This window comes from Salmonella sp. SJTUF15591, from assembly GCF_043356435.1.
In the GTDB taxonomy this organism is placed as follows: Bacteria; Pseudomonadota; Gammaproteobacteria; order Enterobacterales; family Enterobacteriaceae; genus Salmonella; species Salmonella enterica.
This window is the reverse complement of the sequence record NZ_JBEUJO010000005.1, coordinates 215,591-240,604: the sequence shown is the minus strand read 5'-3', so window position 1 is coordinate 240,604 and position 25,014 is coordinate 215,591. Positions and strand designations below refer to the sequence as shown.

At 53.1% G+C, this 25,014-nt stretch carries 26 protein-coding genes and 3 tRNA genes; 13 read left to right on the top strand and 16 right to left on the bottom strand.

The window, feature by feature from the left end; translation table 11 throughout:
- Positions 1-23 precede the first annotated feature (23 nt).
- The 3 genes from ABVM99_RS13785 to ABVM99_RS13775 all read left to right on the top strand — a co-directional run bounded on the left by ABVM99_RS13785 (position 24) and on the right by ABVM99_RS13775 (position 296).
- Positions 24-99, top strand: a tRNA-Val gene (locus tag ABVM99_RS13785).
- A gap of 41 nt (positions 100-140) precedes the next feature.
- Positions 141-216 (top strand) — tRNA-Val (locus ABVM99_RS13780).
- 4 nt (positions 217-220) lie between these two features.
- Positions 221-296, top strand: a tRNA-Lys gene (locus tag ABVM99_RS13775).
- Positions 297-510: 214 nt separating this feature from the next.
- On the opposite strand, the gene ABVM99_RS13770 is transcribed toward ABVM99_RS13775, so the two are convergent.
- The 4 genes from ABVM99_RS13770 to xapA are packed head-to-tail and all read right to left on the bottom strand — an operon-like array spanning position 511 to position 3,808.
- The gene (locus ABVM99_RS13770; RefSeq protein WP_000438888.1) at positions 511-1,395 is read right to left on the bottom strand and encodes a LysR family transcriptional regulator; all 885 of its coding nucleotides are present in this window, start codon (positions 1,393-1,395) and stop codon (positions 511-513) included.
- 51 nt (positions 1,396-1,446) lie between these two features.
- A complete protein-coding gene (locus ABVM99_RS13765; protein WP_000658727.1) occupies positions 1,447-1,605 on the bottom strand; it encodes a XapX domain-containing protein in 159 nt (52 codons plus the stop codon).
- Between the two features lie 58 nt (positions 1,606-1,663).
- Positions 1,664-2,920 carry a nucleoside permease gene (locus ABVM99_RS13760; protein WP_000513241.1) on the bottom strand — a complete coding sequence of 419 codons (1,257 nt, stop codon included), beginning with the start codon at positions 2,918-2,920 and terminating at the stop codon, positions 1,664-1,666.
- 54 nt (positions 2,921-2,974) lie between these two features.
- Positions 2,975-3,808 (bottom strand): xanthosine phosphorylase, encoded by an 834-nt coding sequence (gene xapA / locus ABVM99_RS13755; RefSeq protein ID WP_001119755.1) that lies wholly within the window; start codon positions 3,806-3,808, stop codon positions 2,975-2,977.
- Between the two features lie 255 nt (positions 3,809-4,063).
- On the opposite strand from xapA, the gene ABVM99_RS13750 reads away from it, so the two are divergent.
- Positions 4,064-4,825 (top strand): outer membrane protein, encoded by a 762-nt coding sequence (locus ABVM99_RS13750; protein ID WP_000722926.1) that lies wholly within the window; start codon positions 4,064-4,066, stop codon positions 4,823-4,825.
- 61 nt (positions 4,826-4,886) lie between these two features.
- Here ABVM99_RS13750 and ABVM99_RS13745 read toward each other — a convergent pair whose 3' ends face one another.
- A complete protein-coding gene (locus ABVM99_RS13745) occupies positions 4,887-5,813 on the bottom strand; it encodes a LysR family transcriptional regulator (RefSeq protein WP_023194378.1) in 927 nt (308 codons plus the stop codon).
- 89 nt (positions 5,814-5,902) lie between these two features.
- Between ABVM99_RS13745 and ABVM99_RS13740 the strand changes: the two genes are divergently transcribed.
- The gene (locus ABVM99_RS13740) at positions 5,903-6,901 is read left to right on the top strand and encodes a bile acid:sodium symporter family protein (protein ID WP_000765580.1); all 999 of its coding nucleotides are present in this window, start codon (positions 5,903-5,905) and stop codon (positions 6,899-6,901) included.
- On the opposite strand, the gene ABVM99_RS13735 is transcribed toward ABVM99_RS13740, so the two are convergent.
- The 3 genes from ABVM99_RS13735 to zipA form a co-directional block, all read right to left on the bottom strand.
- Positions 6,898-7,116, bottom strand: a complete 219-nt coding sequence (locus tag ABVM99_RS13735) for a DUF3820 family protein (RefSeq protein ID WP_001519708.1) — start codon at positions 7,114-7,116, stop codon at positions 6,898-6,900. The two genes, ABVM99_RS13740 and ABVM99_RS13735, sit on opposite strands and share 4 nt — an antisense overlap.
- A gap of 1 nt (position 7,117) precedes the next feature.
- Positions 7,118-9,133, bottom strand: a complete 2,016-nt coding sequence (gene ligA / locus ABVM99_RS13730; RefSeq protein WP_052938337.1) for an NAD-dependent DNA ligase LigA — start codon at positions 9,131-9,133, stop codon at positions 7,118-7,120.
- 71 nt (positions 9,134-9,204) lie between these two features.
- Positions 9,205-10,191: a cell division protein ZipA gene (zipA, locus tag ABVM99_RS13725; protein WP_023194734.1), complete on the bottom strand. Its 987-nt coding sequence runs from the start codon at positions 10,189-10,191 to the stop codon at positions 9,205-9,207.
- Between the two features lie 231 nt (positions 10,192-10,422).
- On the opposite strand from zipA, the gene cysZ reads away from it, so the two are divergent.
- The 5 genes from cysZ (at position 10,423) to crr (ending at position 15,286) form a co-directional block, all read left to right on the top strand.
- Complete coding sequence (cysZ, locus tag ABVM99_RS13720) at positions 10,423-11,184, top strand: sulfate transporter CysZ (RefSeq protein WP_000255008.1); 762 nt, start codon at positions 10,423-10,425, stop codon at positions 11,182-11,184.
- Between the two features lie 163 nt (positions 11,185-11,347).
- A complete protein-coding gene (gene cysK / locus ABVM99_RS13715; protein WP_000036904.1) occupies positions 11,348-12,319 on the top strand; it encodes a cysteine synthase A in 972 nt (323 codons plus the stop codon).
- Positions 12,320-12,702: 383 nt separating this feature from the next.
- Positions 12,703-12,960 (top strand): phosphocarrier protein Hpr, encoded by a 258-nt coding sequence (ptsH, locus tag ABVM99_RS13710; protein ID WP_000487600.1) that lies wholly within the window; start codon positions 12,703-12,705, stop codon positions 12,958-12,960.
- A 48-nt stretch (positions 12,961-13,008) separates the two neighbouring features.
- Positions 13,009-14,736, top strand: coding sequence for a phosphoenolpyruvate-protein phosphotransferase PtsI (gene ptsI, locus ABVM99_RS13705; protein WP_000623118.1), 1,728 nt, complete (start codon positions 13,009-13,011; stop codon positions 14,734-14,736).
- Between the two features lie 40 nt (positions 14,737-14,776).
- Positions 14,777-15,286 carry a PTS glucose transporter subunit IIA gene (crr, locus tag ABVM99_RS13700; RefSeq protein WP_000522253.1) on the top strand — a complete coding sequence of 170 codons (510 nt, stop codon included), beginning with the start codon at positions 14,777-14,779 and terminating at the stop codon, positions 15,284-15,286.
- Positions 15,287-15,435: 149 nt separating this feature from the next.
- Here crr and ABVM99_RS13695 read toward each other — a convergent pair whose 3' ends face one another.
- Entirely contained in the window at positions 15,436-15,675 is a 240-nt protein-coding gene (locus tag ABVM99_RS13695; protein ID WP_000844541.1) for a hypothetical protein, read from the bottom strand.
- Positions 15,672-16,538 carry a pyridoxine/pyridoxal/pyridoxamine kinase gene (gene pdxK / locus ABVM99_RS13690; protein WP_000529613.1) on the bottom strand — a complete coding sequence of 289 codons (867 nt, stop codon included), beginning with the start codon at positions 16,536-16,538 and terminating at the stop codon, positions 15,672-15,674. Before pdxK ends, ABVM99_RS13695 begins: the two co-directional genes overlap by 4 nt.
- 82 nt (positions 16,539-16,620) lie before the next feature.
- On the opposite strand from pdxK, the gene ptsJ reads away from it, so the two are divergent.
- Genes ptsJ through ABVM99_RS13675 form a run of 3 tightly spaced genes read left to right on the top strand, consistent with a single transcriptional unit; the run spans position 16,621 to position 19,083 of the window.
- Positions 16,621-17,913, top strand: a complete 1,293-nt coding sequence (ptsJ, locus tag ABVM99_RS13685) for a transcriptional regulator PtsJ (protein WP_023195469.1) — start codon at positions 16,621-16,623, stop codon at positions 17,911-17,913.
- Between the two features lie 14 nt (positions 17,914-17,927).
- Positions 17,928-18,647, top strand: coding sequence for a GMP synthase (locus ABVM99_RS13680; RefSeq protein WP_001263752.1), 720 nt, complete (start codon positions 17,928-17,930; stop codon positions 18,645-18,647).
- 58 nt (positions 18,648-18,705) lie between these two features.
- A complete protein-coding gene (locus ABVM99_RS13675; protein WP_072101816.1) occupies positions 18,706-19,083 on the top strand; it encodes a YfeK family protein in 378 nt (125 codons plus the stop codon).
- 32 nt (positions 19,084-19,115) lie between these two features.
- Here ABVM99_RS13675 and cysM read toward each other — a convergent pair whose 3' ends face one another.
- The 6 genes from cysM to ucpA form a co-directional block, all read right to left on the bottom strand.
- Positions 19,116-20,027 carry a cysteine synthase CysM gene (cysM, locus tag ABVM99_RS13670; RefSeq protein WP_001093873.1) on the bottom strand — a complete coding sequence of 304 codons (912 nt, stop codon included), beginning with the start codon at positions 20,025-20,027 and terminating at the stop codon, positions 19,116-19,118.
- 67 nt (positions 20,028-20,094) lie between these two features.
- Complete coding sequence (gene cysA / locus ABVM99_RS13665; RefSeq protein WP_023195467.1) at positions 20,095-21,192, bottom strand: sulfate/thiosulfate ABC transporter ATP-binding protein CysA; 1,098 nt, start codon at positions 21,190-21,192, stop codon at positions 20,095-20,097.
- Positions 21,182-22,057, bottom strand: a complete 876-nt coding sequence (cysW, locus tag ABVM99_RS13660) for a sulfate/thiosulfate ABC transporter permease CysW (RefSeq protein ID WP_000852705.1) — start codon at positions 22,055-22,057, stop codon at positions 21,182-21,184. The genes cysA and cysW overlap by 11 nt, the downstream gene beginning before the upstream one ends.
- Entirely contained in the window at positions 22,057-22,890 is an 834-nt protein-coding gene (gene cysT, locus ABVM99_RS13655; RefSeq protein ID WP_000881746.1) for a sulfate/thiosulfate ABC transporter permease CysT, read from the bottom strand. The genes cysW and cysT overlap by 1 nt, the downstream gene beginning before the upstream one ends.
- Positions 22,890-23,906, bottom strand: coding sequence for a thiosulfate/sulfate ABC transporter substrate-binding protein CysP (cysP, locus tag ABVM99_RS13650; protein ID WP_023195466.1), 1,017 nt, complete (start codon positions 23,904-23,906; stop codon positions 22,890-22,892). The genes cysT and cysP overlap by 1 nt, the downstream gene beginning before the upstream one ends.
- A 157-nt stretch (positions 23,907-24,063) precedes the next feature.
- Complete coding sequence (gene ucpA, locus ABVM99_RS13645; RefSeq protein ID WP_000517460.1) at positions 24,064-24,855, bottom strand: SDR family oxidoreductase UcpA; 792 nt, start codon at positions 24,853-24,855, stop codon at positions 24,064-24,066.
- Positions 24,856-25,014: the final 159 nt, after the last annotated feature.

Genomic DNA, 25,014 nt, shown 5'->3' with positions numbered 1-25,014 from the left:
GTGTAGATAAGAAATTGAGAAGTGGGTGATTAGCTCAGCTGGGAGAGCACCTCCCTTACAAGGAGGGGGTCGGCGGTTCGATCCCGTCATCACCCACCACTTTCTCGCCAGCTAAATTTCTTATTGTGAAGTACCGAAGTGGGTGATTAGCTCAGCTGGGAGAGCACCTCCCTTACAAGGAGGGGGTCGGCGGTTCGATCCCGTCATCACCCACCACTTCGGGTCGTTAGCTCAGTTGGTAGAGCAGTTGACTTTTAATCAATTGGTCGCAGGTTCGAATCCTGCACGACCCACCAATGTAAAAAGGCGCCCTAAAGGCGCCTTTTTGCTATCTGCGATTTATAAGATTCGAACCTGCCGCAGGTTCGGGTCTTGCCTGATGCGCTGCGCTTATCAGGCCTACAGACGACACCGCACACGTAGGCCGGATAAGACGTTAATCGCCATCCGGCACAGACGACACCGCACGCGTAGGCCGGATAAAACGTTAGTCGCCATCCGGCACAGACATCATACCGTCAACGCCGCCACCAGTTTCTCCAGTGCTGGCGTTGCCTGCTGCTGGTCATACACAATATACAAATCCGCCGGAATACGTTCCTCTAACGGACGGAACACCACACCCGGCCAGCTCATTTGCGCATAGCCATCAGCCATCAACGTAATCCCGATCCCCATACTGATCATCGCCAACACCGTTTGCGGCTCAACCACTTCCCGAATAATCATTGGCGAAAAGCCTGCCTGTTGGCATACACGTTGTAAAAATCCCCAATCAGAATGTACGGAAGGCAACGTAACAAAATATTCATTGCGCAACGCCGCCAACGGCACAGAATCTCTGGATGCCAGATCGTGATCTTCCGGAACTGCAACCATGAATGCAGATTCATGCAAACGTATGCTGGTAAAACCGACTGCTGGTTCGATAGCCATACGCCAGATCCCTGCATCAAGTTCCCGACGCTCTAACAACGCCATTTGCATACCTGGAGACTTTTCGCGAAAAAGTACTTCAACATTGGGATTTACTTTCAAAAAGTGACGCATCGCAGGACGCATTCTTCCCCACAGCGCCGTACCAACCACACCCAGTTCAATGCGCCCCGCTTCACCGCGACCAATCTGCTCCACTCGCGCCAGCGCCTGATTTGCATTGGCTAACAAGCGACGTGACTCCTCCATTAAAACTTTCCCGGCATGGGTTAATGCAACGCTGCGGGAATGACGAATAAACAGCAATGTACCCAGTTGCTGTTCAAGTTCTTTGATATGGATACTCAAGGGAGGTTGTGACATATTTAACCGGGCAGCAGCCCGGCCAAAATGCAATTCTTCTGCAACAGCGAGGAAATAACGTAATAGCTTTAGATCAATACGATGGGCTCGTTCCATCACTATCGCACTCCAGGAATAAGGGATAACGTCTGGAATTTACCATATTACCTAGTAAAAAATAGATTTAACGACAAGATACCCAATATACATAAATACAATAGATAATACCCCGGGTAAAACATTTGGTGCGGGAATAGGTATACGGCATAAAGTAAAAAATGCGCCAATACCAAATCCAATACCGGAGGAGAGAATAATTTCTTTCATGCTGTGTCCTTGTTCATAAAAATGGACTGGCGAACATCCTCTCGCCAGTCAAATAAAATTAATGTGCTAATGATTTGGTCGACAGTTTTTCTGGATGGTGCTGATATTTAAAGAACAATGCAAAAATAACGGCCAATGCCAGAGCGTAGGCGGCAAAGACCAGCCAAATGGTTTGCCAATCTTTTACGCCATCAATAGAAAAATAATCCACGGCCATACCGCTTAAAAGAGACCCAATCCACGCCCCCACGCCGTTAACCATGGTCATAAATAGCCCCTGCGCGCTGGCGCGAATACTTGAGTCCACCTCCTGCTCTACAAATACTGACCCTGAGATGTTGAAGAAATCAAATGCGCAGCCATAAACAATCATCGACAGCAGCAGTAGCACAAAGCCAAACGGGGATGGATCGCCAAAGGCAAAGAAGCCGAAACGCAGCGTCCACGCCAGCATACTCATCAGCATTACCGTTTTAATACCAAAGCGTTTAAGGAAGAACGGAATGGTGAGGATAAAGCCCACTTCCGCCATCTGCGAAACTGAAAGCAAGATAGAGGGATACTTCACCACAAAGCTGTCGGCAAACTCAGGATTACGGGCAAAATCATGCAGGAACGGATTACCGAAGACATTGGTAATTTGCAGCACCGCCCCCAACATCATCGCAAACAAAAAGAAGATTGCCATGCGTGGATTTTTAAACAGAACAAAAGCATCCAGCCCGAGCTTACTGGCAAGCGTGGTGTTCGCCTTCTTCTCGGCTACCGGAATTTTCGGTAACGTCAGCGCATACAGGGCCAGCAATAACGATGCGCCAGAAGCGATGTATAATTGCGCACTGCTCAGTTCCAGCCCCATCAGGCTCACCGTCCACATCGCAACAATAAAACCTATTGTGCCGAAAACGCGCACAGGCGGAAATGACGTTACCGGATCCTGACCTGCTTTCGCCAGACAGGAGTACGAAACACTATTGGATAATGCAATCGTTGGCATATACGCCATCGCATTAACCAACATCACCCAGAACATCGTCTGGGGATCGGTAACGGTGGTGGCGTACAATAACGCCCCCGCGCAAACCAGATGGCAAAGCATGTAGGCTCGCTCAGCGCGCAGCCATTTATCAGCAATGATCCCCATAATACCCGGCATGATAATCGCTGCCAGTCCTTTTGAGCTGTAGACCATACCGACATTCGCGCCGGTAAAATCCAGAGTGTTGATCATGTAAGAGCCCAGGGTAACCAGCCAGCTCCCCCAGATAAAATATTGCAAGAACGACATGACTTTTAAGCGGGACGTAATACCCATTTTTTATTCCTTGCCGTGAGATAAAGCCCCAATACGGGGCCGTAGTCATTGTGTTTAGGCCAGCTTACGTAAAAAGCCGCAAATCAGATTGATAAAGTTCTGCCGGGAAAGTTCAGCCGCCGCCAGCGTTTGCGCATGGGAGAGTTTTACATCGCCCAGCCCTTCCGCCAGATTGGTGATCGCTGAGACGGCAACAACTTTGAGACCACAATGACGTGCGCTAATCACCTCAGGGACAACGGACATTCCGACCACATCGCCGCCAATAATCTGCATCATGCGGATTTCTGCCGCCGTTTCGAAGTTCGGACCCGGATAAGAAACAAATACGCCTTCAGTGAGGGGGAATCCCTCCTCTGCCGCAACGGACTGAAGCATGGCGCGATAATCTGCGTCATAAGCATTAGCCAGCGAGAAGAAGCGATCGCCATAACGATCATCGTTTGGCCCCACCATCGGCGTACCGGGCATCGTATTAATGTGATCGCTAAGCGCAACCAGGCTACCCGGCCCCACTTCCGGACGCAGAGATCCTGCCGCATTGGTGCAGAACAACACTTCACAGCCCAGTAATTTCAACGTGCGAATGGCATCGGTCATCACCGCCATTCCACGCCCTTCATAAAAATGTCCGCGGCCTTTCATACAGGCCACCGGAACCCCCGCCAGATGGCCGAGCACCAGTTCACCAGCATGGCCGTGTACGGTGCTGACGGGAAATCCCGGCAATTTCTCGTAAGAAATGGCTACCGCATCTTCGATTTGATCCGCCAGAGCACCCAACCCGGAGCCTAAAATAAACGCGACTCGCGGGGTAAATGCCGGTTTATGTGCATGAATAATATCAACACAATACTCAGGATTATGAGAAAAAAGAGCGTGAGGCATAAGTTTCCTTGTTCTATCGGATTTAATTTGACTCCTTTTTATAACGACCATCGCCCCTTGCTGACCAATACACTTTTCACGTGTCATCAATAGCCATTTAATATCGATAGATTTAGATCGCTTCTGTATTAATACAGAGGGAAAACAGTATTGGTTTTTGCTTGCACTTCATATTAACAATATGCCGCTTTCATATTTATAAATTGCCTCTTTTTAATTAACCCATTAATAATTATCGGCATAGGGAAATATGCTATGAAAAAAATTCTTACTCTGACGCTTTCTTCTTTACTCATTATTCCCGCACTCACCCATGCGGAATTTAAAGGCGGGTTCGCCGATATCGGCCTCCATTACCTCGACTGGACATCAGACACCACGGAAAAAACCAGTAAAAAATCCCATAAAGATGATTTTGGGTACCTGGAACTGGAAGGCGGAGCGAATTTTAGCTGGGGAGAAATGTACGGGTTCTTCGACTGGGAAAATTTTTACAATGGCCGCCACGCTAAACCAGGCAGCGAACAGCGTTACACCTTTAAAAATACCAACCGTATTTATCTGGGCGATACAGGATTAAACCTCTATCTCCATGCCTACGGGACGTACGGTTCACCTCATCGCGCTAATTTCCATGATGACATGTTTCTCTATGGTTTAGGCTATAACTTCACGGGTAACGGTTACTGGTTTAAACCCTTCTTTGCCAAACGTTATACCGATCAGACCTACTACACAGGCGATAATGGTTATGTATTAGGTTGGGTGGCCGGCTATAGCTTCTCGTTGGGTAGTGAGAAATTCAGCGTAACGAACTGGAATGAGTATGAGTTTGACCGCGATGCGTCCTACGCTGCGGGCAATGGCGGGAAAGATGGCATTAATGGCGCAGTAGCGCTGTGGTGGAATGCGACTCCTCACCTGACCGCAGGAGTACAATATCGTTACGCTGATAATAAGTTAGGAGAATCCTTCCTGCAGGACGGCATTATTTATTCCATCAAATACCTGTTTTAACACACTGCCCTGTCAAAAATGGCAGGGCAAGACCGCACCTCACACACGGACAGATAGATATTTATAGCTGATACAGCGGATCTTTCGCCCTCGCGGCGGTTAATTTGCTGGCCTGAGTACGCACCACGTCCCACAACGCCTGCGCCGCCGTGGAGAGCGATCGGTTTTTTCGCCGCGCCAGCATGAGCTGCCTTTCAACTACGGGCGTCAGCCGTTTAACCTGTAAGTGGCTGCCCTGCGGGAGCGGTAACGCCAGCGCGGGCAGCACGCTGATGCCGATTCCCGCTTCCACCATTGGAAACAGCGTGGCCGGGTGACCAATCTCCTGCACGATATCCGCCTCAATAGCAAAATGGGCCAGCGCCGCATCAATCAGCGGTCGACTGCCGGAAGCATAATCCTGTAAGACCAGCGACGCCTGTTTAAGATCCTGCCAGCTTACCCATTCCTGATGCGCCAGCGGATGATCCTGGCGACACAACAGTAAAAAAGGCTCTGATAAGATGGCTTCACACTGTAAATCCACCGCTGCGCCGGGATCGATAACGATGCCAAAATCTACTTCTCCCTGGCGGATGCTCTCCAGCACCCACTGTTGCGGACGATCGTGCAATACAAAATCAATAGCGGGATAAAGTGAATTACTTTGGGCAATGCATTGCGGAATAAGATGCGCAGAAATGGTTTGGCTCGCGGCAACGCGCACGGTGCCGGTTAATTGTGTCCCTACTCTGCCTGCATCGCGCAGTATGCTGTTCAGTTCATCAAGCACCCGCTCCAGACGCGTCGCCAGCTGTTGCCCCGCCTCGGTCAGCACCACCTCACGCGTGGTGCGATCCAGCAGTCTGACGCCGGTTTGCCGCTCCAGCTCTTTTACGCTATGACTGACCGCAGACTGGCTCAGTCCAATCCTGTCCCCTGCCCGACTGAAACTTTTGGCCTGGGCGACGGTAATAAAAATACGCAGTTGACGCAGTGAATAGTTCATCGACTAGATTCATATATAGATGCAATAAATCAATTTTATTTCTCAAAGCGAAAAACGCAAAATAGCTGCACCGACTTTCAGGAGTTTTTATGAAACTTTTTCGTATCCTTGACCCTTTCACGCTGACACTTATCACCGTGGTACTACTGGCCTCTTTTTTCCCGGCGGAAGGCAGCTTTGTGCCTGTCGTTGAAGGCATTACGACAGCGGCCATCGCTCTGCTGTTTTTTATGCATGGCGCGAAGCTTTCGCGTGAAGCGATCATCGCTGGCGGCAGCCACTGGCGGTTGCATCTGTGGGTCATGTGCAGCACTTTTGTGCTCTTTCCTGTCCTCGGCGTACTGTTTGCCTGGTGGGCGCCTGTCAATGTCGACCCTATGCTCTACAGCGGCTTTCTGTATCTGTGCATTTTGCCCGCCACCGTGCAGTCGGCGATTGCATTTACTTCACTCGCGGGCGGTAACGTCGCGGCCGCGGTGTGCTCAGCGTCTGCGTCCAGTCTGCTGGGCATTTTCCTGTCGCCGCTGCTGGTCGGTCTGGTAATGAATATTCATGGCGCGCAGGGCAGTCTGGAAGAGGTGGGCAAAATTATGCTGCAACTGCTGCTGCCTTTTGTGCTGGGACACCTGTCTCGCCCGTGGATCGGCAACTGGGTCGCGCGCAACAAAAAGTGGATCGCGAAAACGGATCAGACCTCTATTCTGCTGGTGGTCTACTCGGCGTTCAGCGAAGCGGTGGTCAATGGCATCTGGCACAAAGTCGGCTGGGGATCGCTGCTGTTTATCGTCGTGGTCAGTCTCATACTGTTGGCGATCGTCATCGCCATTAACGTCTTTGTCGCCCGTAAATGCGGCTTCAATAAAGCCGACGAAATCACTATTGTTTTCTGCGGTTCGAAAAAAAGCCTGGCCAACGGGATCCCGATGGCCAATATTCTGTTTCCGACGTCAGTGCTGGGTATGATGGTATTACCGCTGATGATCTTCCACCAGATCCAACTGATGGTCTGCGCAGGGCTGGCGCGGCGCTACAAACGCCAGACCGAGAAGTTACAGGCGCAGCAGGAAAGCCGCGCCGCGAAAGCTTAAAGCGGGCGTTTCAGGGGCTGCACCAGTTGCGTCAGCCCCTCGGTTTTAATCAGCAGCGTGATTTGCATCAATTCCCCCAGTTTACCCGCCGGAAATTGATCTTTACGGGCAAACCACAGCAAATACTCTTCCGGAAGGTCGATCAATCGACGTCCCTGATATTTGCCGAACGGCATCACGGTGTTGGCGATTTCAACCAGCTGCTCTTTTTCCATCTCAGGCACCCAGTAAGCGGATCATTTCCGCTTCATCAATGACATTGATGCCCAGTTCCTGCGCTTTGGCCAGTTTCGAACCCGCCGCTTCACCGGCAATCACCAGATCGGTTTTCTTCGATACGCTGCCTGCCACTTTCGCGCCCAGCGCCACTAAACGCGCTTTAGCGTCATCGCGGGACATCTGGCTCAGGCTACCGGTTAGTACCACGGTTTTACCGGCAAACGGGCTATCGATCTCTTGCACATTAATGACTACCGGCGCGGGCCAGTGAACCCCTTCCGCCAGTAGCTGCCCAATCACGTCACGATTACTCTCTTCGGCAAAAAAGTTAAAGACGTGCGTAGCGACCACAATCCCCACGTCAGGTACTTTCTGCAACTCGTCAATCGTGGCGGCCTGCAGCGCCTCCAGCGTGCCGAAATAAGCTGCCAGCCCCGCCGCCGTCGCTTCACCCACTTCACGGATGCCCAGCGCATAGAGAAAACGCGCAAAGGTCGTCGCTTTGGCTTTTTCCAGCGCGTTTACAACATTTTGCGCGGACTTTGGCCCCATTCGGTCCAGGCCGGTCAGTTTACCCGCCGTCAGACGGAACAAATCCGCTGGCGTATGGACATACTCCCTTTCCACCAGTTGGTCGATGATCTTATCGCCCATCCCGTCTACATCCATCGCCCGGCGCGACACAAAATGTTTTAGCGACTCTTTACGCTGCGCGCCGCAAATCAGCCCGCCGGTACAACGGGTAACGGCTTCGCCTTCGACGCGCTCTACGTCCGATCCGCACACCGGACAGTGCGTTGGAAACGCAATCGGACGCGTCTCTTCAGGGCGTTCGGACAGAACCACGTTGACCACCTGAGGGATCACATCGCCTGCCCGACGGATAACCACCTTATCGCCAATGCGCAAGCCAAGCCGTTCAATTTCATCGGCATTATGCAACGTGGCATTGCTGACCAGCACACCAGCCACCTGAACCGGTTCCAGACGCGCCACCGGCGTAATCGCCCCGGTGCGCCCGACCTGAAACTCAACATCACGCACAAAAGTCATCTGCTCCTGAGCAGGAAATTTAAACGCCACCGCCCAGCGCGGCGCGCGGGCCACAAAGCCCAGCTGTTCCTGCAAAGCCAGCGAGTTGACCTTAATCACCACGCCGTCGATATCAAAACCGAGCGTGGGGCGATCTTTTTCGACGTTGTGATAAAAATCCAGTACCGCCTGGGGAGAATCGCACAGCGTCACGCGATCGCTGACCGGTAACCCCCACGCTTTAAATTGCAGCAAACGTCCCAGATGCGTATCCGGCAACTCGCCGCCTTCCAGAATACCGACGCCGTAGCAAAAAAATGTTAGCGGTCGCTTCGCCGTAATACGCGGATCGAGCTGACGCAGCGAGCCCGCCGCCGCGTTACGCGGGTTAGCAAACACTTTGCCGCCAGTGCGACGCGCGTCTTCATTGATCTTTTCAAACCCGGCCTGCGGTAAAAATACCTCTCCGCGAACTTCAAGACGCGCCGGAATATTATCGCCGTGCAGCTTTAACGGAATGGCGCGAATCGTGCGCACGTTTGAAGTAATATCTTCACCGGTGGTGCCGTCGCCACGCGTCGCAGCGCTCACCAGCACGCCGTTTTCATACAGAATGCTGACCGCCAGGCCATCCAGTTTTAGCTCGCAGCACCAGATGACATTTTCCGTGCTTTTTAGACGATCCTGCACTCGCTTGTTAAACGCCAGAAAGCTTTCTTCATCAAATACATTATCGAGCGACAGCATCGGTACTTCATGGCGAATCTGGTTGAATGCCGTCAGCGGCGCCGCGCCAACGCGCTGCGTGGGCGAATCCGGCGTGATAAGGTCCGGACGTTGCGCCTCCAGCTCTCGCAGTTCCCGCATCAGGCGGTCATATTCGGCGTCGGGAATCTCTGGCGCATCCATCACATGATACAGATATTCATGATGGCGAAGCGTGGTTCGCAGTTCTGTCAGTTGTTGTTCGATTGGTTCCATATCACACCATCAATGATAAAAAACCCCCGACAGGCGGGGGTTACGTTAAAAATGTCACACCTGCGTTAACCTCAGGCGTTAGCGTCCATTACCTCGCGGATGCGGTCCTGATATTCGCGCAGTTTCTGCGGCGTCATCATCCGACGCTGGTCATCCAGCACGACGCCACCGACCTCATCAGCGATATGCTGCGCGGATTGCAGCATCAGCTTGAAATTCTGCAGCGCATCGCCGTAAGACGGTACCTGCATAAAGATAGTGACGCCAGGCGTAGTGAAGTCCGTCATTTCAGGATCGAACGTTCCCGGATTGACCATATTCGCGAGACTGAACAAGGCCGGGCCGCTGCCGTCCGGGCTCAAATGACGATGGAAAATATTCATATCGCCAAATTTAAAGCCTGACTGCTGAATACTGTTCAGTAACACTTCACCATTAAGCTCGCTGCCATGATGGGCCGCGACGTTCATAATGATGACCGCCTCTTTACGCTGCGGTTTTTCCACAACCGGCGCTTCTTCCACTACCGGTTCCGCCTCAACCACAGGTTCCGCAGGCTGGAAGGTTTGCGCTGATGGCGGCGGCGCGGGCTGCGCAACAGGCTGCGGCGCTTGCGACGGCGGTGCAGGCTGCTGTTGCGGCGGCTGTACCGGCGGCGCAGATGGCTGAACCTGCTGAGGCTGCGGCGCAGGTTGGACCGGTTGCTGAACCGGCTGTTGCATCGGCGCTTGCGGCTGCGGCGGCGCCGCTGGACGCGGTTGCGCAGACGCATAAGGCGGCTGGTACTGGTGTTGCGGCGACTGACGAGGGGCATCATGCTCCTGCGACTGGCCGGGGGCATGATTTACGCGGTGAACACGAACTTCACCCACGCCTTCGTCTTCTTCGACATCGTCGCCATACGAGTCGTCGTCGCGTTTCGATTTCATGCGTTTTAGTGGACGATCGCGGAACATAGAAGATCGTTCTTTACGGCTGGTCCAGAAACCATGTACCAGTAAAGCGATTATGGCGATCGCGCCAACAATGATTAATATCAGACGCAAATCCTGCATCATTATATTCTCTGTTGTTCTAACACCTTGCCACCACGGCAAACATTTACTCACTAAGAGTATTTGCCGATTACGTCAAGTGCAAGTGTACTGTTGGCTTTCGCAGCATAAAGATGAAGGAAAATGTGCTTTTTGCTGTTTTTTCGAACATTTCCGAACTATCCACCGTCTGATAACCGGGTAAGATATCCCACGTTTACCCAGGGCTTTAAGAAAAAGGAGTATGTCCTGAATATGGTTTCATCATCCACAACCGTACCACGTAGCGGCGTCTATTATTTCTCGCAAGGATGGAAGTTAGTCACCCTACCGGGAATCCGCCGCTTTGTTATTTTACCTCTGCTGGTCAACATTGTGCTGATGGGCGGCGCATTTTGGTGGCTGTTTACCCAGCTTGACGCCTGGATACCTTCGTTGATGAGTCATGTGCCGGACTGGCTGCAATGGCTGAGCTATCTGCTGTGGCCGATTGCGGTTATCTCTGTTCTGCTGGTCTTTGGCTATTTTTTCTCTACCCTCGCCAACTGGATCGCCGCGCCGTTTAACGGCCTTTTAGCCGAACAGCTTGAGGCGCGGTTAACCGGCGCCACGCCGCCAGATACCGGCATACTCGGCATCATGAAAGATGTACCGCGCATTATGAAACGTGAATGGCAAAAGCTGGCGTGGTATCTGCCGCGCGCTATTGTGCTGCTGGTTCTCTATTTTATTCCTGGCATTGGCCAAACCATCGCGCCGGTACTGTGGTTTTTGTTCAGCGCCTGGATGCTGGCGATCCAGTATTGCGACTACCCGTTTGATAACCACAAAGTGCCGTTTAAAACGATGCGCGCCGCGTTGCGCACGCAGAAGGTCGCGAATATGCAATTTGGCGCGCTCACCAGCCTCTTTACGATGATTCCAGTGCTTAACCTTTTCATTATGCCTGTCGCCGTCTGTGGCGCGACGGCAATGTGGGTTGATTGCTGGCGTGCTAAGCACGCGTTATGGAAATAACGTAAAAATGTATAAATAAGAGATGGCTTATGCTGTCTCTTATTCCATACTGATAACCATTATTTCCCATCAGCATATAGATATGCGAAATCCTTACTTCCCCATATCTGGCTGGAAGGTATGCTGGGAAGGTATCCCAATTTCATACAGTTAAGGACAGGCCATGAGTAAGATTTATGAAGATAACTCGCTGACTATCGGTCATACGCCGCTGGTTCGACTGAACCGTATCGGTAATGGACGCATTCTGGCGAAGGTGGAGTCGCGCAACCCGAGCTTCAGCGTCAAGTGCCGTATCGGCGCCAATATGATTTGGGATGCCGAAAAGCGCGGCGTACTGAAACCTGGCGTGGAACTGGTGGAGCCGACCAGCGGCAATACCGGTATTGCGCTGGCGTATGTCGCCGCCGCGCGCGGTTACAAACTCACCCTGACCATGCCGGAAACCATGAGCATTGAACGCCGCAAGCTACTCAAAGCATTAGGCGCGAATCTGGTGCTGACCGAAGGAGCGAAAGGGATGAAAGGCGCTATTCAGAAAGCCGAAGAAATTGTCGCCAGCGATCCGCAAAAATATCTCCTGCTCCAGCAGTTCAGCAACCCTGCCAACCCGGAAATCCATGAAAAAACCACCGGCCCGGAAATCTGGGAAGACACCGATGGTCAGGTGGATGTGTTTATCTCCGGCGTCGGCACTGGCGGTACGTTAACCGGCGTCACGCGTTATATCAAAGGGACGAAGGGTAAAACCGATCTTATCACCGTTGCGGTAGAACCCACTGACTCCCCGGTTATTGCCCAGGCGCTGGCTGGTGAAGAGATCAAACCGGGCCCGCATAAAATTCAGGGCATCGGCGCAGGCTTCATCCCGGGCAACCTGGATCTGAAACTGATTGATAAAGTGGTTGGCATCACCAATGAAGAAGCCATTTCTACCGCGCGCCGTCTGATGGAAGAGGAAGGTATTCTGGCGGGAATTTCTTCCGGCGCCGCGGTTGCTGCAGCGCTTAAGCTGCAGGAAGATGAAAGCTTTACCAATAAGAATATTGTGGTTATCCTACCTTCATCAGGTGAGCGTTATCTGAGCACCGCGTTGTTCGCCGATCTCTTTACTGAGAAAGAACTGCAACAGTGATGCCAGCATGTTAAAAACGCGTAAAAAAGCACCTTTTTGGGTGCTTTTTTGTGGCCTGCTTCAAACTTTCACCTCACCTGGCATTGATTCACCCTGCCGGAACTGGTATTTAACCAGACTAATTATTTTGATGCGCGAAATTAATCGTTACAGGAAAAGCGTTAGCTGAATCGATTTTATGATTTGGTTCAAATCTTCCTTTCGCGGCATAATGTTTAATGACGAGCGAAACGTCAGCGGCCATAAGTTGCCAGCAACGGATTGCGTAGAACACCTTTTGTGTCGCGTCCCGTTTACGCCGGCGCTAACAATACAGGCTAAAGTTGAGCCGCCAGGCTAGACTTTAGTTCCACAACACTAAACCTATAAGTTGGGGAAATACAATGTTCCAGCAAGAAGTTACCATTACCGCTCCGAACGGTCTGCACACCCGCCCTGCTGCTCAGTTTGTTAAAGAAGCAAAAGGCTTCACTTCTGAGATTACTGTGACTTCCAACGGCAAAAGCGCCAGCGCGAAAAGCCTGTTTAAACTGCAGACTCTGGGCCTGACTCAAGGCACCGTCGTCACCATCTCCGCAGAAGGTGAAGATGAGCAGAAAGCGGTTGAACATCTGGTCAAACTGATGGCGGAACTCGAGTAAGTTTTTTTCCGGGTTCTTTTAAAAATCAGTCACAAGTAAGGTAGGGTTATGATTTCAGGCATTTTAGCATCCCCGGGTATCGCTTTCGGCAAAGCACTGCTGCTGAAAGAAGACGAAATCGTCATTGACCGGAAAAAAATTTCTGCCGACAAGGTTGATCAGGAAGTTGAACGTTTTCTGAGCGGTCGTGCCAAGGCATCTGCGCAACTGGAAGCGATCAAGACAAAAGCTGGTGAAACGTTCGGTGAAGAAAAAGAAGCCATCTTTGAAGGGCATATTATGCTGCTCGAAGATGAGGAGCTGGAGCAGGAAATCATAGCCCTGATTAAAGATAAGCACATGACGGCTGACGCAGCCGCACATGAAGTTATCGAAGGTCAGGCCACTGCCCTGGAAGAACTGGATGACGAATACCTGAAAGAGCGTGCGGCTGACGTACGTGATATCGGTAAGCGCCTGCTGCGCAACATCCTGGGTCTGGCCATTATCGATCTGAGCGCGATTCAGGAAGAAGTTATCCTGGTTGCCGCTGACCTGACGCCGTCAGAAACCGCACAGTTGAACCTGCAGAAAGTGCTGGGCTTCATCACCGACGCGGGCGGACGTACGTCTCATACCTCCATCATGGCGCGTTCTCTGGAACTGCCAGCGATCGTAGGTACCGGTAGCGTCACCTCTCAGGTGAAAAACGGCGACTATCTGATTCTGGATGCCGTGAACAACCAGGTTTACGTCAACCCGACCAACGATGTTATTGAGCAACTGCGCGCCGTCCAGGAGCAGGTTGCGACCGAGAAAGCGGAACTCGCAAAACTGAAAGATCTGCCGGCAATCACGCTGGATGGACATCAGGTCGAAGTTTGCGCCAACATCGGTACCGTTCGTGACGTTGAAGGCGCTGAGCGCAACGGCGCGGAAGGCGTTGGTCTGTATCGTACTGAATTCCTGTTCATGGATCGCGACGCGCTGCCGACGGAAGAAGAGCAGTTTGCCGCCTATAAAGCGGTCGCTGAAGCATGCGGCTCGCAGGCGGTTATCGTCCGTACCATGGACATTGGCGGCGACAAAGAGCTGCCGTACATGAACTTCCCGAAAGAAGAGAACCCGTTCCTGGGCTGGCGCGCCGTGCGTATTGCCATGGATCGCAAAGAGATCCTGCGTGACCAGGTTCGCGCGATTCTGCGTGCCTCCGCTTTCGGTAAATTGCGCATTATGTTCCCGATGATCATCTCTGTTGAAGAAGTTCGCGCGCTGCGCAAAGAGATTGAAATCTACAAACAGGAACTGCGTGACGAAGGTAAAGCATTTGACGAAAGCATTGAGATTGGCGTGATGGTGGAAACACCGGCTGCGGCGACAATTGCGCGTCATTTAGCCAAAGAAGTTGATTTCTTTAGTATCGGCACCAATGATTTAACGCAGTACACCCTGGCAGTTGACCGTGGTAATGATATGATTTCACACCTTTACCAGCCAATGTCACCGTCCGTACTGAACTTGATCAAGCAAGTTATTGATGCTTCTCATGCAGAAGGTAAATGGACTGGCATGTGTGGTGAGCTTGCAGGCGACGAACGTGCTACACTTCTGTTGCTGGGGATGGGTCTGGACGAATTCTCTATGAGCGCCATTTCTATCCCGCGCATTAAGAAGATTATCCGTAACACGAACTTCGAAGATGCGAAGGTGTTAGCAGAGCAGGCTCTTGCTCAACCGACAACGGACGAGTTAATGACGCTGGTTAACAAGTTCATTGAAGAAAAAACAATCTGCTAATCCACGAGATGCGGCCCAATTTACTGCTTAGGAGAAGATCATGGGTTTGTTCGATAAACTAAAATCTCTGGTTTCTGATGATAAGAAAGACACCGGAACTATTGAGATTGTTGCCCCGCTCTCTGGCGAGATCGTCAACATCGAAGACGTGCCGGATGTAGTTTTTGCTGAAAAAATCGTTGGTGATGGCATCGCTATCAAACCAACCGGTAACAAAATGGTCGCCCCTGTTGACGGTACCATCGGCAAAATCTTTGAAACCAACCATGCGTTCTCTATCGAATCCGATAGCGGCATTGAGCTGTTCGTTCACTTCGGTATCGACACCGTTGAGCTGAAAGGCGAAGGCTTCAAGCGTATTGCTGAAGAGGGTCAGCGCGTGAAAGTTGGCGATCCGGTCATCGAGTTCGATCTGCCGTTGCTGGAAGAAAAAGCCAAGTCTACCCTGACTCCGGTTGTTATCTCCAACATGGATGAAATCAAAGAACTGATCAAACTGTCCGGTAGCGTGACCGTGGGTGAAACTCCGGTTATCCGCATTAAGAAGTAATTCTTGCCGCAGTGAAGAATGGCGCCTTTGGGCGCCATTTTTTTTGCCTGTACTTGCGCCGCCATCCGGCGATGGTGCGGCGTACTGCCTGATGGCGCTACGCTTATCAGGCCTACAAGGTTGCGAACATTTCAGCGCCAATCCACGGGTTACAACTGCGAGGTCACCGGGCGAAAGCACTTCTCGCGCATCAGGATCTTCATCCCATCCGGGCCACTCTCCAGCATCCTGCGTTCGGAATCGGACACTTGCAACTCGCACTGATAGCCGCCAGTGATGCCAAACATCGCCCGCGCTACGCAAATATCTTCCAGCGCGTCCAGCCCGCTCGTTTCAAAATGCCCCACGATACGTCCCTGCTGGCGAACCACCAGCCGATAACTCTTCATCGCGCCTCCCCTGCCGGCGGCAGAATTAACTCATCACAGCCACACTGCTGTGTCCAGGTCATCACCTCCAGCACGCGCTGCGCCGCATCTTTTGCCGCGGTCGTCAGTTTTTTTCCCTGCACAATACCGCTGACCAGCTCGGCGCAGAAGAGATCTCCCGTCCCTTTTAACTCCGTCGCCACCCGCGGATGGGCAAAGACCTCCACGACCTGCGCGGTAACGACGGCAACCGTTATGGTCTCCAGAGATTCGCCCGGCGCGCTGGTGATAACCACCCATTTCAGCGTATCGGAAAGCAGCGATTGCGCCGCCGCCACCGCCTCTTCCAGCGTGCGACACGGTTTACCACTCAGCATCTCCAACTCAAATACGTTCGGCGTTAGCCCCTGCGCCTGCGGCAACAAATGTGTGCGATAAGCCTGCGGAATTTCCGCCTGCACATACATTCCACTGTCGGTATCGCCAATGACCGGATCAACAAGAATACACACCTCCGGATGCGAAGCCCGGATCGCCATTAGCCACTTCGAAAGCAAGACAATTTGGTCTGCGCTGCCCATGTAACCGGTGGTAATCGCTTTTAATTCACGTAGCGCATCGCGCTCATTCAACGCCGTAAGGTAGCCTGCAAACCACTCGGCGGGAATAATGCCGCCATAAAAGGTTTTATAGTGCGGCGTATTGCTGAACAGCACCGTCGGGACCGCCGTCACGCGTAGTCCCTGCGCTTTAATGGCCGGAACAGCGATACTGTTGCCTACGCTGCCGTACACGACCTGTGACTGGACGGCGACGATATCGGTCTGTAATGCCCGATGGTTGTCGTCGAAGAGCACTGACTGAATATCACTCTCTTGTCCCATAAAATTTTCCTCTCGCTGGACAGCGGGCTACCGCCTCATTATCATTGTCATATGCTAAAATTCATTTTGTCATAGGTCAATAATGATCGACGGAAAAACCGCTAACGAAATTTTTGACAGTATCCGTCAACACATTATCGCCGGCACGTTACGGGCGGAGGATTCGCTCCCGCCGGTACGGGAGCTGGCAAGCGAATTAAAGGTGAACCGCAATACCGTCGCAGCGGCGTATAAACGGCTGATAACGGCGGGGCTGGCGCAAAGTTTAGGCCGCAATGGGACGGTGATTAAAGGCAGTCCGTCTCCCGTAGCGCTGGAAGGCGGCGATCCACATACGCCTCTGCACGACCTTTCCGGCGGCAATCCCGATCCGCAGCGTCTGCCTGACCTTAGCCGTTATTTTGCTCGTCTCAGCCGCACGCCGCATCTCTACGGCGATGCGCCCGTTTCCCCTGAACTACACGCCTGGGCGGCGCGCTGGCTACGGGATGCCACCCCCGTCGCAGGCGAAATTGATATCACCAGCGGAGCTATCGACGCTATCGAAAGACTGCTTTGCGCGCATCTGCTGCCGGGCGACAGCGTCGCGGTGGAAGATCCCTGTTTTTTAAGCAGTATCAATATGCTGCGCTATGCCGGTTTTAGCGCCAGCCCGGTCAGCGTAGATAGCGAAGGAATGCAGCCTGAAAAGCTGGAGCAGGCGCTAAACCAGGGCGCGCGGGCAGTAATCTTAACGCCGCGCGCACACAACCCTACCGGCTGTAGCCTGAGCGCTCGCCGTGCCGCTGCGCTGCAAAATATACTGGCGCGTTACCCTCAGGTAGTGGTCATTATCGACGATCACTTCGCCCTGCTTTCTTCGTCGCCCTGGCAGCCGGTTATTGCGCAGACAACGCAACACTGGGCGGTGATACGCTCCGTTTCCAAAGCTCTCGGCCCCGATTTACGTCTTGCTATTGTCGCCAGCGACAGCGCGACCTCGGCAAAACTTCGGCTGCGGCTAAATGCCGGTAGTCAGTGGGTCAGCCATCTGTTACAGGATCTGGTCTACGCCTGCCTGACCGACCCTGAGTATCAGCACAAGCTGGCGCAAACGCGGCTGTTTTACGCCGCCCGGCAACAAAAACTGGCCCGCGCCCTACAGCAATATGGCATCGCCATTTCTCCCGGCGACGGCGTGAATGCCTGGCTCCCGCTGGACACCCATAGCCAGGCTACCGCGTTTACGCTGGCAAAATCCGGCTGGCTGGTACGTGAGGGAGAAGCCTTTGGCGTAAGCGCGCCGTCTCACGGTCTACGTATCACGCTGTCGACATTAAATGACAGCGAGATCAACACGCTGGCGGCTGATATCCATCAGGCGCTAAATCGCTAACAGGAGAAAATAACGTGCGAGTTCATTTTGTTGTCCATGAGTCGTTTGAATCCGCTGGCGCTTATCTGAAATGGGCTGAAGATCGCGGTTATACCATTTCATGGTCGCGCGTCTATGCCGGAGAAGCGCTACCGCCCAATGCCGATGAGTTCGATATGCTCGTGGTATTTGGCGGTCCGCAGTCGCCGCGCACCACCCGCGAAGAGTGCCCGTACTTTGACTCTCGCGCCGAACAGCACTTAATTAATCAGGCGATTACGGCCCGGCGAATGGTTATCGGCATTTGTCTTGGTTCGCAGCTCATTGGCGAGGCGCTGGGCGCCGCTGTGTGCCAAAGTCCGGAAAAAGAGATTGGCCACTACCCTATTACGCTCACTGAAGCCGGTCTGCGGCATCCGCTTATCGCCCACTTTGGCTCCCCGTTAACCGTCGGCCACTGGCACAACGATATGCCAGGACTCACCGATCAGGCGACCGTGCTGGCCGAAAGCGAAGGCTGTCCACGTCAGATAGTGCAGTACGGCAATTTTGTCTACGGCTTCCAGTGTCATATGGAATTTACCGTCGAGGCGGTTGAAGGATTAATCCAACATTCGCAGCAGGAGCTGGCCGACGCGCAAGGGAAGCGTTTTATCCGCTCGGTTGCCGAAATGCGCGCATGGGATTACCAGCAGATGAATGAAAAGCTGTGGCGTTTTCTGGATGAACTCACGCTGGCGCACTCACAGAAATAACCCCACCAGGAGTGCAACTTATTACCCGGCTAACGGTCTGAGGTGCAGTGATTCTCGCATGAAAAAGGATTTTACCATGAAGAAAATTGTCTGCGCCGTCGTTGCGCTCCTGCTGGCCCTACCCGCCTGGGCGAAGCTAAACGCCCACGAAGAAGCGCGCATTGACGCCATGCTTAATGCGCTGGCGCAGAAAAAGGATCTGACTTTCGTTCGTAACGGTGATGCGCATAACTGCGAGGAAGCCGTATCGCACCTGCGCTTAAAACTGGGTAACACGCGCAATCGTATCGACACCGCCGAACAGTTTATCGATAAAGTCGCGTCGTCGTCGTCCATCACCGGAAAACCCTATATCGTTAAAATTCCCGGTAAAGCGGATGAAAACGCGCAGCCTTATTTACATGCGCTTATTGCGGAAACGGATAAAACGCTATAACACACGGGTGCCATACGACGATGGCACCTCGTTTAAATCCCTGCCCCCTGGCTGAAATGCTCTTCACCAAACACGCCGGTCGAAAGGTAACGGTCGCCGCGATCGCAGATGATCGCCACCACTATCGCGCCGGGCGTGGCTCGTGCGACGCGTAACGCGCCCGCTACCGCGCCGCCGGAACTCACGCCGCAGAAAATGCCTTCACGAACGGCCAGTTCACGCATGGTGTTTTCGGCATCATTCTGGTGAATATCCAGCACCTCATCTACCAGCGAGGCGTTAAAAATGCCCGGCATATATTCCGCAGGCCAGCGGCGAATGCCCGGAATACTGCTGCCCTCTTCCGGCTGCAGGCCAACGATGGTGACCGGTTTTTCCTGCTCGCGCAGAAAACGCGACACGCCGGTAATGGTGCCGGTCGTGCCCATGCTGGAGACAAAATGCGTTACCCGCCCCTGCGTTTGCCGCCAGATTTCCGGGCCGGTGGTGGTGTAGTGAGCGTAGGGATTATCAGGATTATTAAACTGATCGAGCAGTTTGCCCTCGCCTCGTTCAGACATAGCGAGCGCTAAATCGCGCGCCCCTTCCATTCCCTGCTCTTTAGTGACCAGAATCAGTTCCGCGCCATAAGCCCGCATTGCCGCCCGACGCTCCTGGCTCATGTTGTCCGGCATCAACAGCTTCATGCGATAACCTTTTAGCGCGGCGATCATCGCCAGCGCAATGCCAGTGTTGCCGCTGGTCGCTTCAATCAGGACATCGCCCGGTTTAATTTCCCCGCGCTTTTCCGCCTCGACAATCATCGATAGCGCCGCGCGATCTTTCACCGATCCTGCCGGATTATTGCCTTCCAGCTTGACCCAGATTTCACTGCCGTTATCCGGCGCCAGACGTTGTAATTTGACCAGCGGCGTATTGCCGATGGTTTGTTCTAATGTATTCACGTTTTCAGCTCGTAAAAAAGCCCGGTATGCGTAGCGCCACCGGGCGATAACTATACAAATTAACCTATCAGGCCGATTGCGCCAGAGCAAGTTCCTCTTCACGCGTTTCAATACGCTGGTCGCCGTTATACAGACGCGCTTTTTGCAGTCCAACAAACAAACGCTCGCCGCGAACCGGAACATCCTCACCCGCCATCACCACCGTCAGCGGATCGTGATACCACCCCAGCGGCTGTACCACTAACTGTGTATAGTGACCTTTCGGGCTGGCCTCAATGACCTGTACTGGTAGCGGAGAATCCAGGCTGGTGCGGCGGCTAATATCCACCTCCCACGGACGCAGGAACAGATCGACCGGCCCCTGGTACGCGGGCGTATAACCCAGCGGCCAGCGATGCGCGCCAACGTGAAACTGCCCGCCGCGGATAGTGCCTGTCAGGCGGTTCACCTCGCCCATAAACTCCAGTACGAAGCGGGTTGCCGGTTCACGCCACACCCGATCCGGCGCATCAGCCTGTTCGATATTGCCCTGACTCATCACCACCACCCGATCCGCCACTTCCGTCGCTTCTTCCTGATCGTGGGTGACAAAGACGCTGGTGAATTTCAGTTCTTCATGTAGCTGGCGCAACCAGCGACGTAACTCTTTACGTACCTGGGCATCCAGCGCGCCAAACGGTTCATCCAGCAGTAGAATTTGCGGTTCTACGGCAAGCGCGCGCGCCAGCGCCACGCGCTGTTTTTGTCCGCCGGAAAGCTGGGCGGGGAAGCGATCCGCGAGGTGCGCCAGTTGCACCATCTCCAGCAATTGCGTCACTTTCGTTTTAATCGCCGCCGCAGTTGGGCGGTCGCGTCGCGGCAGCACCGTCAGACCAAAAGCAATGTTGTCAAACACCGTCATATGGCGAAACAGCGCATAGTGCTGAAACACAAAACCGACTTTACGCTCGCGCGCGTGCAGGCGGCTAACGTCCGTACCGTGGAAACGAATATGGCCGCTGGACTGATGTTCCAGCCCGGCAATAATGCGCAGCAGCGTCGTTTTGCCGGAACCTGACGGCCCCAACAAGGCAACCATCTGGCCGGAAGGAATATCCAGCGAGATATCATTCAGTACCTGAGTACGACCAAACGATTTCTTAATTCTGGCGATCTCAATGCTCATGATTTTCCTCCTGTTGCGCGCGTTTTTCCTGATTCTCCAGACGCCATTGCAACATGCTCTTCAAAAACAGGGTAATAATCGCCATTAGCGTCAACAATGCGGCGGCGGTAAAGGAGCCGACGGTGTTGTAGTCCTGCTCCAGTAATTCAATCTGTAACGGTAGCGATAACGTTTCGCCGCGAATCGAGCCGGACACCACCGACACCGCGCCAAACTCGCCAATCGCGCGGGCGTTGGTTAACACCACGCCGTAGAGTAGCGCCCAGCGAATATTCGGCAACGTCACGCGGCGAAACATTTGCCAGCCGGATGCGCCCAGTAAAATCGCCGCCTCATCTTCCTGACTGCCCTGGCTGAGCATCACTGGCACCAGTTCGCGCACCACAAACGGGCAGGTGACAAAAATAGTGACCAGTACCATCCCCGGCCAGGAGAACATCATTTGCAAATTATGCTCATCCAGCCAGCCGCCCAACGGGCCGTTGGAACCATAAAACAACAGATAAACCAGACCGGCCACCACCGGTGAGACGGCAAAGGGAATATCCAGCAGGGTCAGCAATAGCTGACGTCCGGGGAAGTTAAAGCGCGTCACCAGCCACGCCAGCAGAATACCGAACACCAGATTCACCGGCACTGCGATCAAGGCAATCAACACCGTCAGCCAGATAGCGTGCAGCATGTCCGGATCGGCCAGATTTTGCAGTACCGGCATTAACCCTTTGCTGAACGCCTGCACGAAGATGTAAATCATCGGCACCAGCAGGATAAACGCCGAAACCAGCATCCCGACGCCAATCAGAAACCATTTTCCCCAGTTAATGCGGGGGACGTCGTATCGCTTCAATTGAGTCACTTCCGCCATTAATGACCTACCACACGTCGACCAAAGCGACTTTGCAGAGTGTTAATTGAGAACAGCAGCAGCAGTGATGCCGCAAGGATCACCGAGGCAATGGCGCTGGCGGCGGGGTAATCAAACTCCTGCAAACGCACAAAAATCATCAGCGAGGTCACTTCTGTTTTCCAGGCAATATTTCCAGCGATAAAAATCACCGCGCCAAACTCACCCAGGCTACGGGTAAAAGAGAGCGCCACGCCGGCAATCAGCGCAGGCGACAGCTCAGGCAGCACGACTTTGCGAAAACTTTGCAGGCGGGTGGCCCCCAGCGTTTGTGCCGCTTCTTCATATTCCGGCCCCAGCTCTTCCAGTACCGGCTGGACGGTGCGCACCACAAATGGAATGCTGGTAAAGGCCATCGCCACCGCAATACCGAGCCAGGTATAGGTCACTTTGATATCAAACTGCGCAAGAAACTGACCGTAGAAACCGTTCACAGAGAACAGCGAGGCCAGCGTTAACCCCGCCACCGCCGTAGGCAGCGCAAACGGCAGATCCATCAGCGCATCCAGCAACGTGCGCCCTGGAAAACGGTAGCGGGTTAAAATCCACGCCATCAGCAGGCCAAACACGCCGTTAAAAATCGACGCCACAAATGCCGCCAGTAGCGTCACTTTATAGGCAGCCACCACCTGAGGGTTGGTCACGACATCCCAGTATTGCGACCAGCTCATCTGTGAGAGCTGCATCACCAGCGCGCTCAACGGCAACAGCAGGATCAGGCAGACAAACAGCAAACTGGTGCCGAGGCTTAACGTAAAGCCAGGCAGCACGCGTCGGGAAGAAACGGCAAGCATTACTTACGCCCCGCCGCCAACAGTTTGTCCAGCTCGCCGCCGCTGGCAAAGTGCGTTTTCATCACCTCAGGCCACGTGCCAAACTTGTCTTCCACGCGGAACAGTTCGGTCTGCGGGAATTTATCTGCTTGCTTGCCCATGATTTCCGGGTTATTCACGCGGTAGTAGTAATGGGTAATGATGGTCTGCGCCTGCGGGCTATACAGCCAGTTCAGGTAAGCTTTGGCGGCTTTTTCTGTGCCGTTGGCCTTCACGTTTTTATCCACCCAGGCAACCGGGAATTCAGCAAGAATGTTCGTTTTCGGGATCACCACTTCAAATCCCTGGGCTTCATATTGTTTGCGGATGTTGTTCACTTCCGATTCAAAACTAATCAGCACATCGCCCAGACCACGCTCGGCAAAGGTAGTCGTAGCGCCGCGACCGCCGGTATCAAACACTTCGACGTTTTTCAGGAACCGGGTCATAAACTGTTCGGTTTTGGCTTTATCGCCGCCGTCCGCGTTATCCGCTGCGCCCCATGCCGCCAGATACGTGTAACGGGCGTTGCCGGAGGTTTTCGGGTTAGGGAAAATCAGCTTCACGTCGGAACGTACAAGATCGCTCCAGTCGTGAATATTTTTCGGGTTCCCCTTGCGCACCAGGAAGCCCATCGTGGAATAGAATGGCGAACTGTTGTTCGGCAGACGGCTTTGCCAGTCGGCAGGGAGCAGTTTACCTTTATCATGGAGAATCTGTACGTCGGTCACCTGATTGTAGGTCACGACGTCTGCCTTCAGTCCCTGCAAAATCGCCAGCGCCTGTTTTGATGACCCGGCATGAGACTGCTTAATCGTCAGCTTATCGCCGCCGTTATCCTTCGCCCATTGTTGCTCAAACGGCGGGTTAAGGGCGGCAAACAGCTCGCGGGAGACATCGTATGAGCTGTTCAGCAGCTCCGTTGCCTGCGCCTGCCCTGCCAGTAACAGCATTGCTGCCAGCGTCAGGGGTCTCTTTTTCAGTAAGTTAACGGCCATTGCGCACCCTTATAAATTTAATGACTTTCTTATGGTCATCATATTTATAACCAGCGCTAAAGGAGTAACGGTTTTATATACCGTTTGATGATTTGAAAGTTGAAAAGGGAATAAGAGAATCCCTCCCCACGCGGCGCGGGGAGGAGACCGGCATCAATCAGACGCCTACGCTTACGCTTTCAGGCAGGGTACTGCCGCCATCAATGACGTTTTGCGTTCCGGTAAGATAGCTGGACTCATCGGAAGCCAGAAATGCCGCCAGTTCCCCTACTTCCAGCGGATCGGCAAGGCGGCGTAGCGGAATAGCTTTTGCCATTTCCGTTAATACCGATTCCGGATCGTCAGGGTTAGACTGACGGGCAATGCTTTCCGCCATCGGCGTTCTTACATAACCGGGGCAAATGGCATTCACGCGAATACCGGACTGCGCATACTCTACCGCCAGCGATTTGGTTAAACCGACAATGGCGGCTTTTGACAGCGCATAGGCCGTTTCACCCGGGTCCGCCACCATATCTCCCGTGACGGAAGACATCATCACAATGCGGCCATCTTTACGTTTAATCATCTCCGGCAGGACGGCTTTGGTGACGTTCCAGACACCTTTAATATTAATATCAATGTGGAAATCGCGATCTTCTTCACTCATATCGAGGAAGTTGCCCAGACGGCACACGCCAGCGTTATTCACCAAAATATCAATTCTACCTTCAGTCTCTTTGGCGCGCGCAACCGCCGCCTGCACCGAAGCAAAATCTCTGACGTCAGCCTTAACGGCAGTACAGCGATGCCCGCGCCCGCCCAGCTCATCCGCCAGCTTTTCAATCTCATCGGAGATATCCAGCAAGATTAAGTTCGCGCCGTGGCGTGCGAATACGCGAGCGATCCCTTCGCCAATCCCCTGCGATGCGCCCGTAATCAATGCTGTCTTGCCCGTGAGTTTACCCATTTTCAATGTCTCCTTTTGAATATGGAGTCTTACACTCCATTAACACTGAAAATACAGTAATAACAAATAAGTGCTGAGGAATAGCTCACTAATTCAGGTAAATATTAGGTAAAAAAATCCCCGCGGAGGCGGGGATGGGCATTTTTATGCTGTTCTGCC

Bases quoted from the DNA above. Each gene is read 5' to 3' on its own strand.
- ABVM99_RS13770 (WP_000438888.1), bottom strand. From the start codon at position 1,395: ATGGAACGAGCCCATCGTATTGATCTAAAGCTATTACGTTATTTCCTC.
- ABVM99_RS13765 (WP_000658727.1), bottom strand. From the start codon at position 1,605: ATGAAAGAAATTATTCTCTCCTCCGGTATTGGATTTGGTATTGGCGCA.
- ABVM99_RS13760 (WP_000513241.1), bottom strand. From the start codon at position 2,920: ATGGGTATTACGTCCCGCTTAAAAGTCATGTCGTTCTTGCAATATTTT.
- xapA (WP_001119755.1), bottom strand. From the start codon at position 3,808: ATGCCTCACGCTCTTTTTTCTCATAATCCTGAGTATTGTGTTGATATT.
- ABVM99_RS13750 (WP_000722926.1), top strand. From the start codon at position 4,064: ATGAAAAAAATTCTTACTCTGACGCTTTCTTCTTTACTCATTATTCCC.
- ABVM99_RS13745 (WP_023194378.1), bottom strand. From the start codon at position 5,813: ATGAACTATTCACTGCGTCAACTGCGTATTTTTATTACCGTCGCCCAG.
- ABVM99_RS13740 (WP_000765580.1), top strand. From the start codon at position 5,903: ATGAAACTTTTTCGTATCCTTGACCCTTTCACGCTGACACTTATCACC.
- ABVM99_RS13735 (WP_001519708.1), bottom strand. From the start codon at position 7,116: ATGGAAAAAGAGCAGCTGGTTGAAATCGCCAACACCGTGATGCCGTTC.
- ligA (WP_052938337.1), bottom strand. From the start codon at position 9,133: ATGGAACCAATCGAACAACAACTGACAGAACTGCGAACCACGCTTCGC.
- zipA (WP_023194734.1), bottom strand. From the start codon at position 10,191: ATGATGCAGGATTTGCGTCTGATATTAATCATTGTTGGCGCGATCGCC.
- cysZ (WP_000255008.1), top strand. From the start codon at position 10,423: ATGGTTTCATCATCCACAACCGTACCACGTAGCGGCGTCTATTATTTC.
- cysK (WP_000036904.1), top strand. From the start codon at position 11,348: ATGAGTAAGATTTATGAAGATAACTCGCTGACTATCGGTCATACGCCG.
- ptsH (WP_000487600.1), top strand. From the start codon at position 12,703: ATGTTCCAGCAAGAAGTTACCATTACCGCTCCGAACGGTCTGCACACC.
- ptsI (WP_000623118.1), top strand. From the start codon at position 13,009: ATGATTTCAGGCATTTTAGCATCCCCGGGTATCGCTTTCGGCAAAGCA.
- crr (WP_000522253.1), top strand. From the start codon at position 14,777: ATGGGTTTGTTCGATAAACTAAAATCTCTGGTTTCTGATGATAAGAAA.
- ABVM99_RS13695 (WP_000844541.1), bottom strand. From the start codon at position 15,675: ATGAAGAGTTATCGGCTGGTGGTTCGCCAGCAGGGACGTATCGTGGGG.
- pdxK (WP_000529613.1), bottom strand. From the start codon at position 16,538: ATGGGACAAGAGAGTGATATTCAGTCAGTGCTCTTCGACGACAACCAT.
- ptsJ (WP_023195469.1), top strand. From the start codon at position 16,621: ATGATCGACGGAAAAACCGCTAACGAAATTTTTGACAGTATCCGTCAA.
- ABVM99_RS13675 (WP_072101816.1), top strand. From the start codon at position 18,706: ATGAAAAAGGATTTTACCATGAAGAAAATTGTCTGCGCCGTCGTTGCG.
- cysA (WP_023195467.1), bottom strand. From the start codon at position 21,192: ATGAGCATTGAGATCGCCAGAATTAAGAAATCGTTTGGTCGTACTCAG.
- cysW (WP_000852705.1), bottom strand. From the start codon at position 22,057: ATGGCGGAAGTGACTCAATTGAAGCGATACGACGTCCCCCGCATTAAC.
- cysT (WP_000881746.1), bottom strand. From the start codon at position 22,890: ATGCTTGCCGTTTCTTCCCGACGCGTGCTGCCTGGCTTTACGTTAAGC.
- cysP (WP_023195466.1), bottom strand. From the start codon at position 23,906: ATGGCCGTTAACTTACTGAAAAAGAGACCCCTGACGCTGGCAGCAATG.
- ucpA (WP_000517460.1), bottom strand. From the start codon at position 24,855: ATGGGTAAACTCACGGGCAAGACAGCATTGATTACGGGCGCATCGCAG.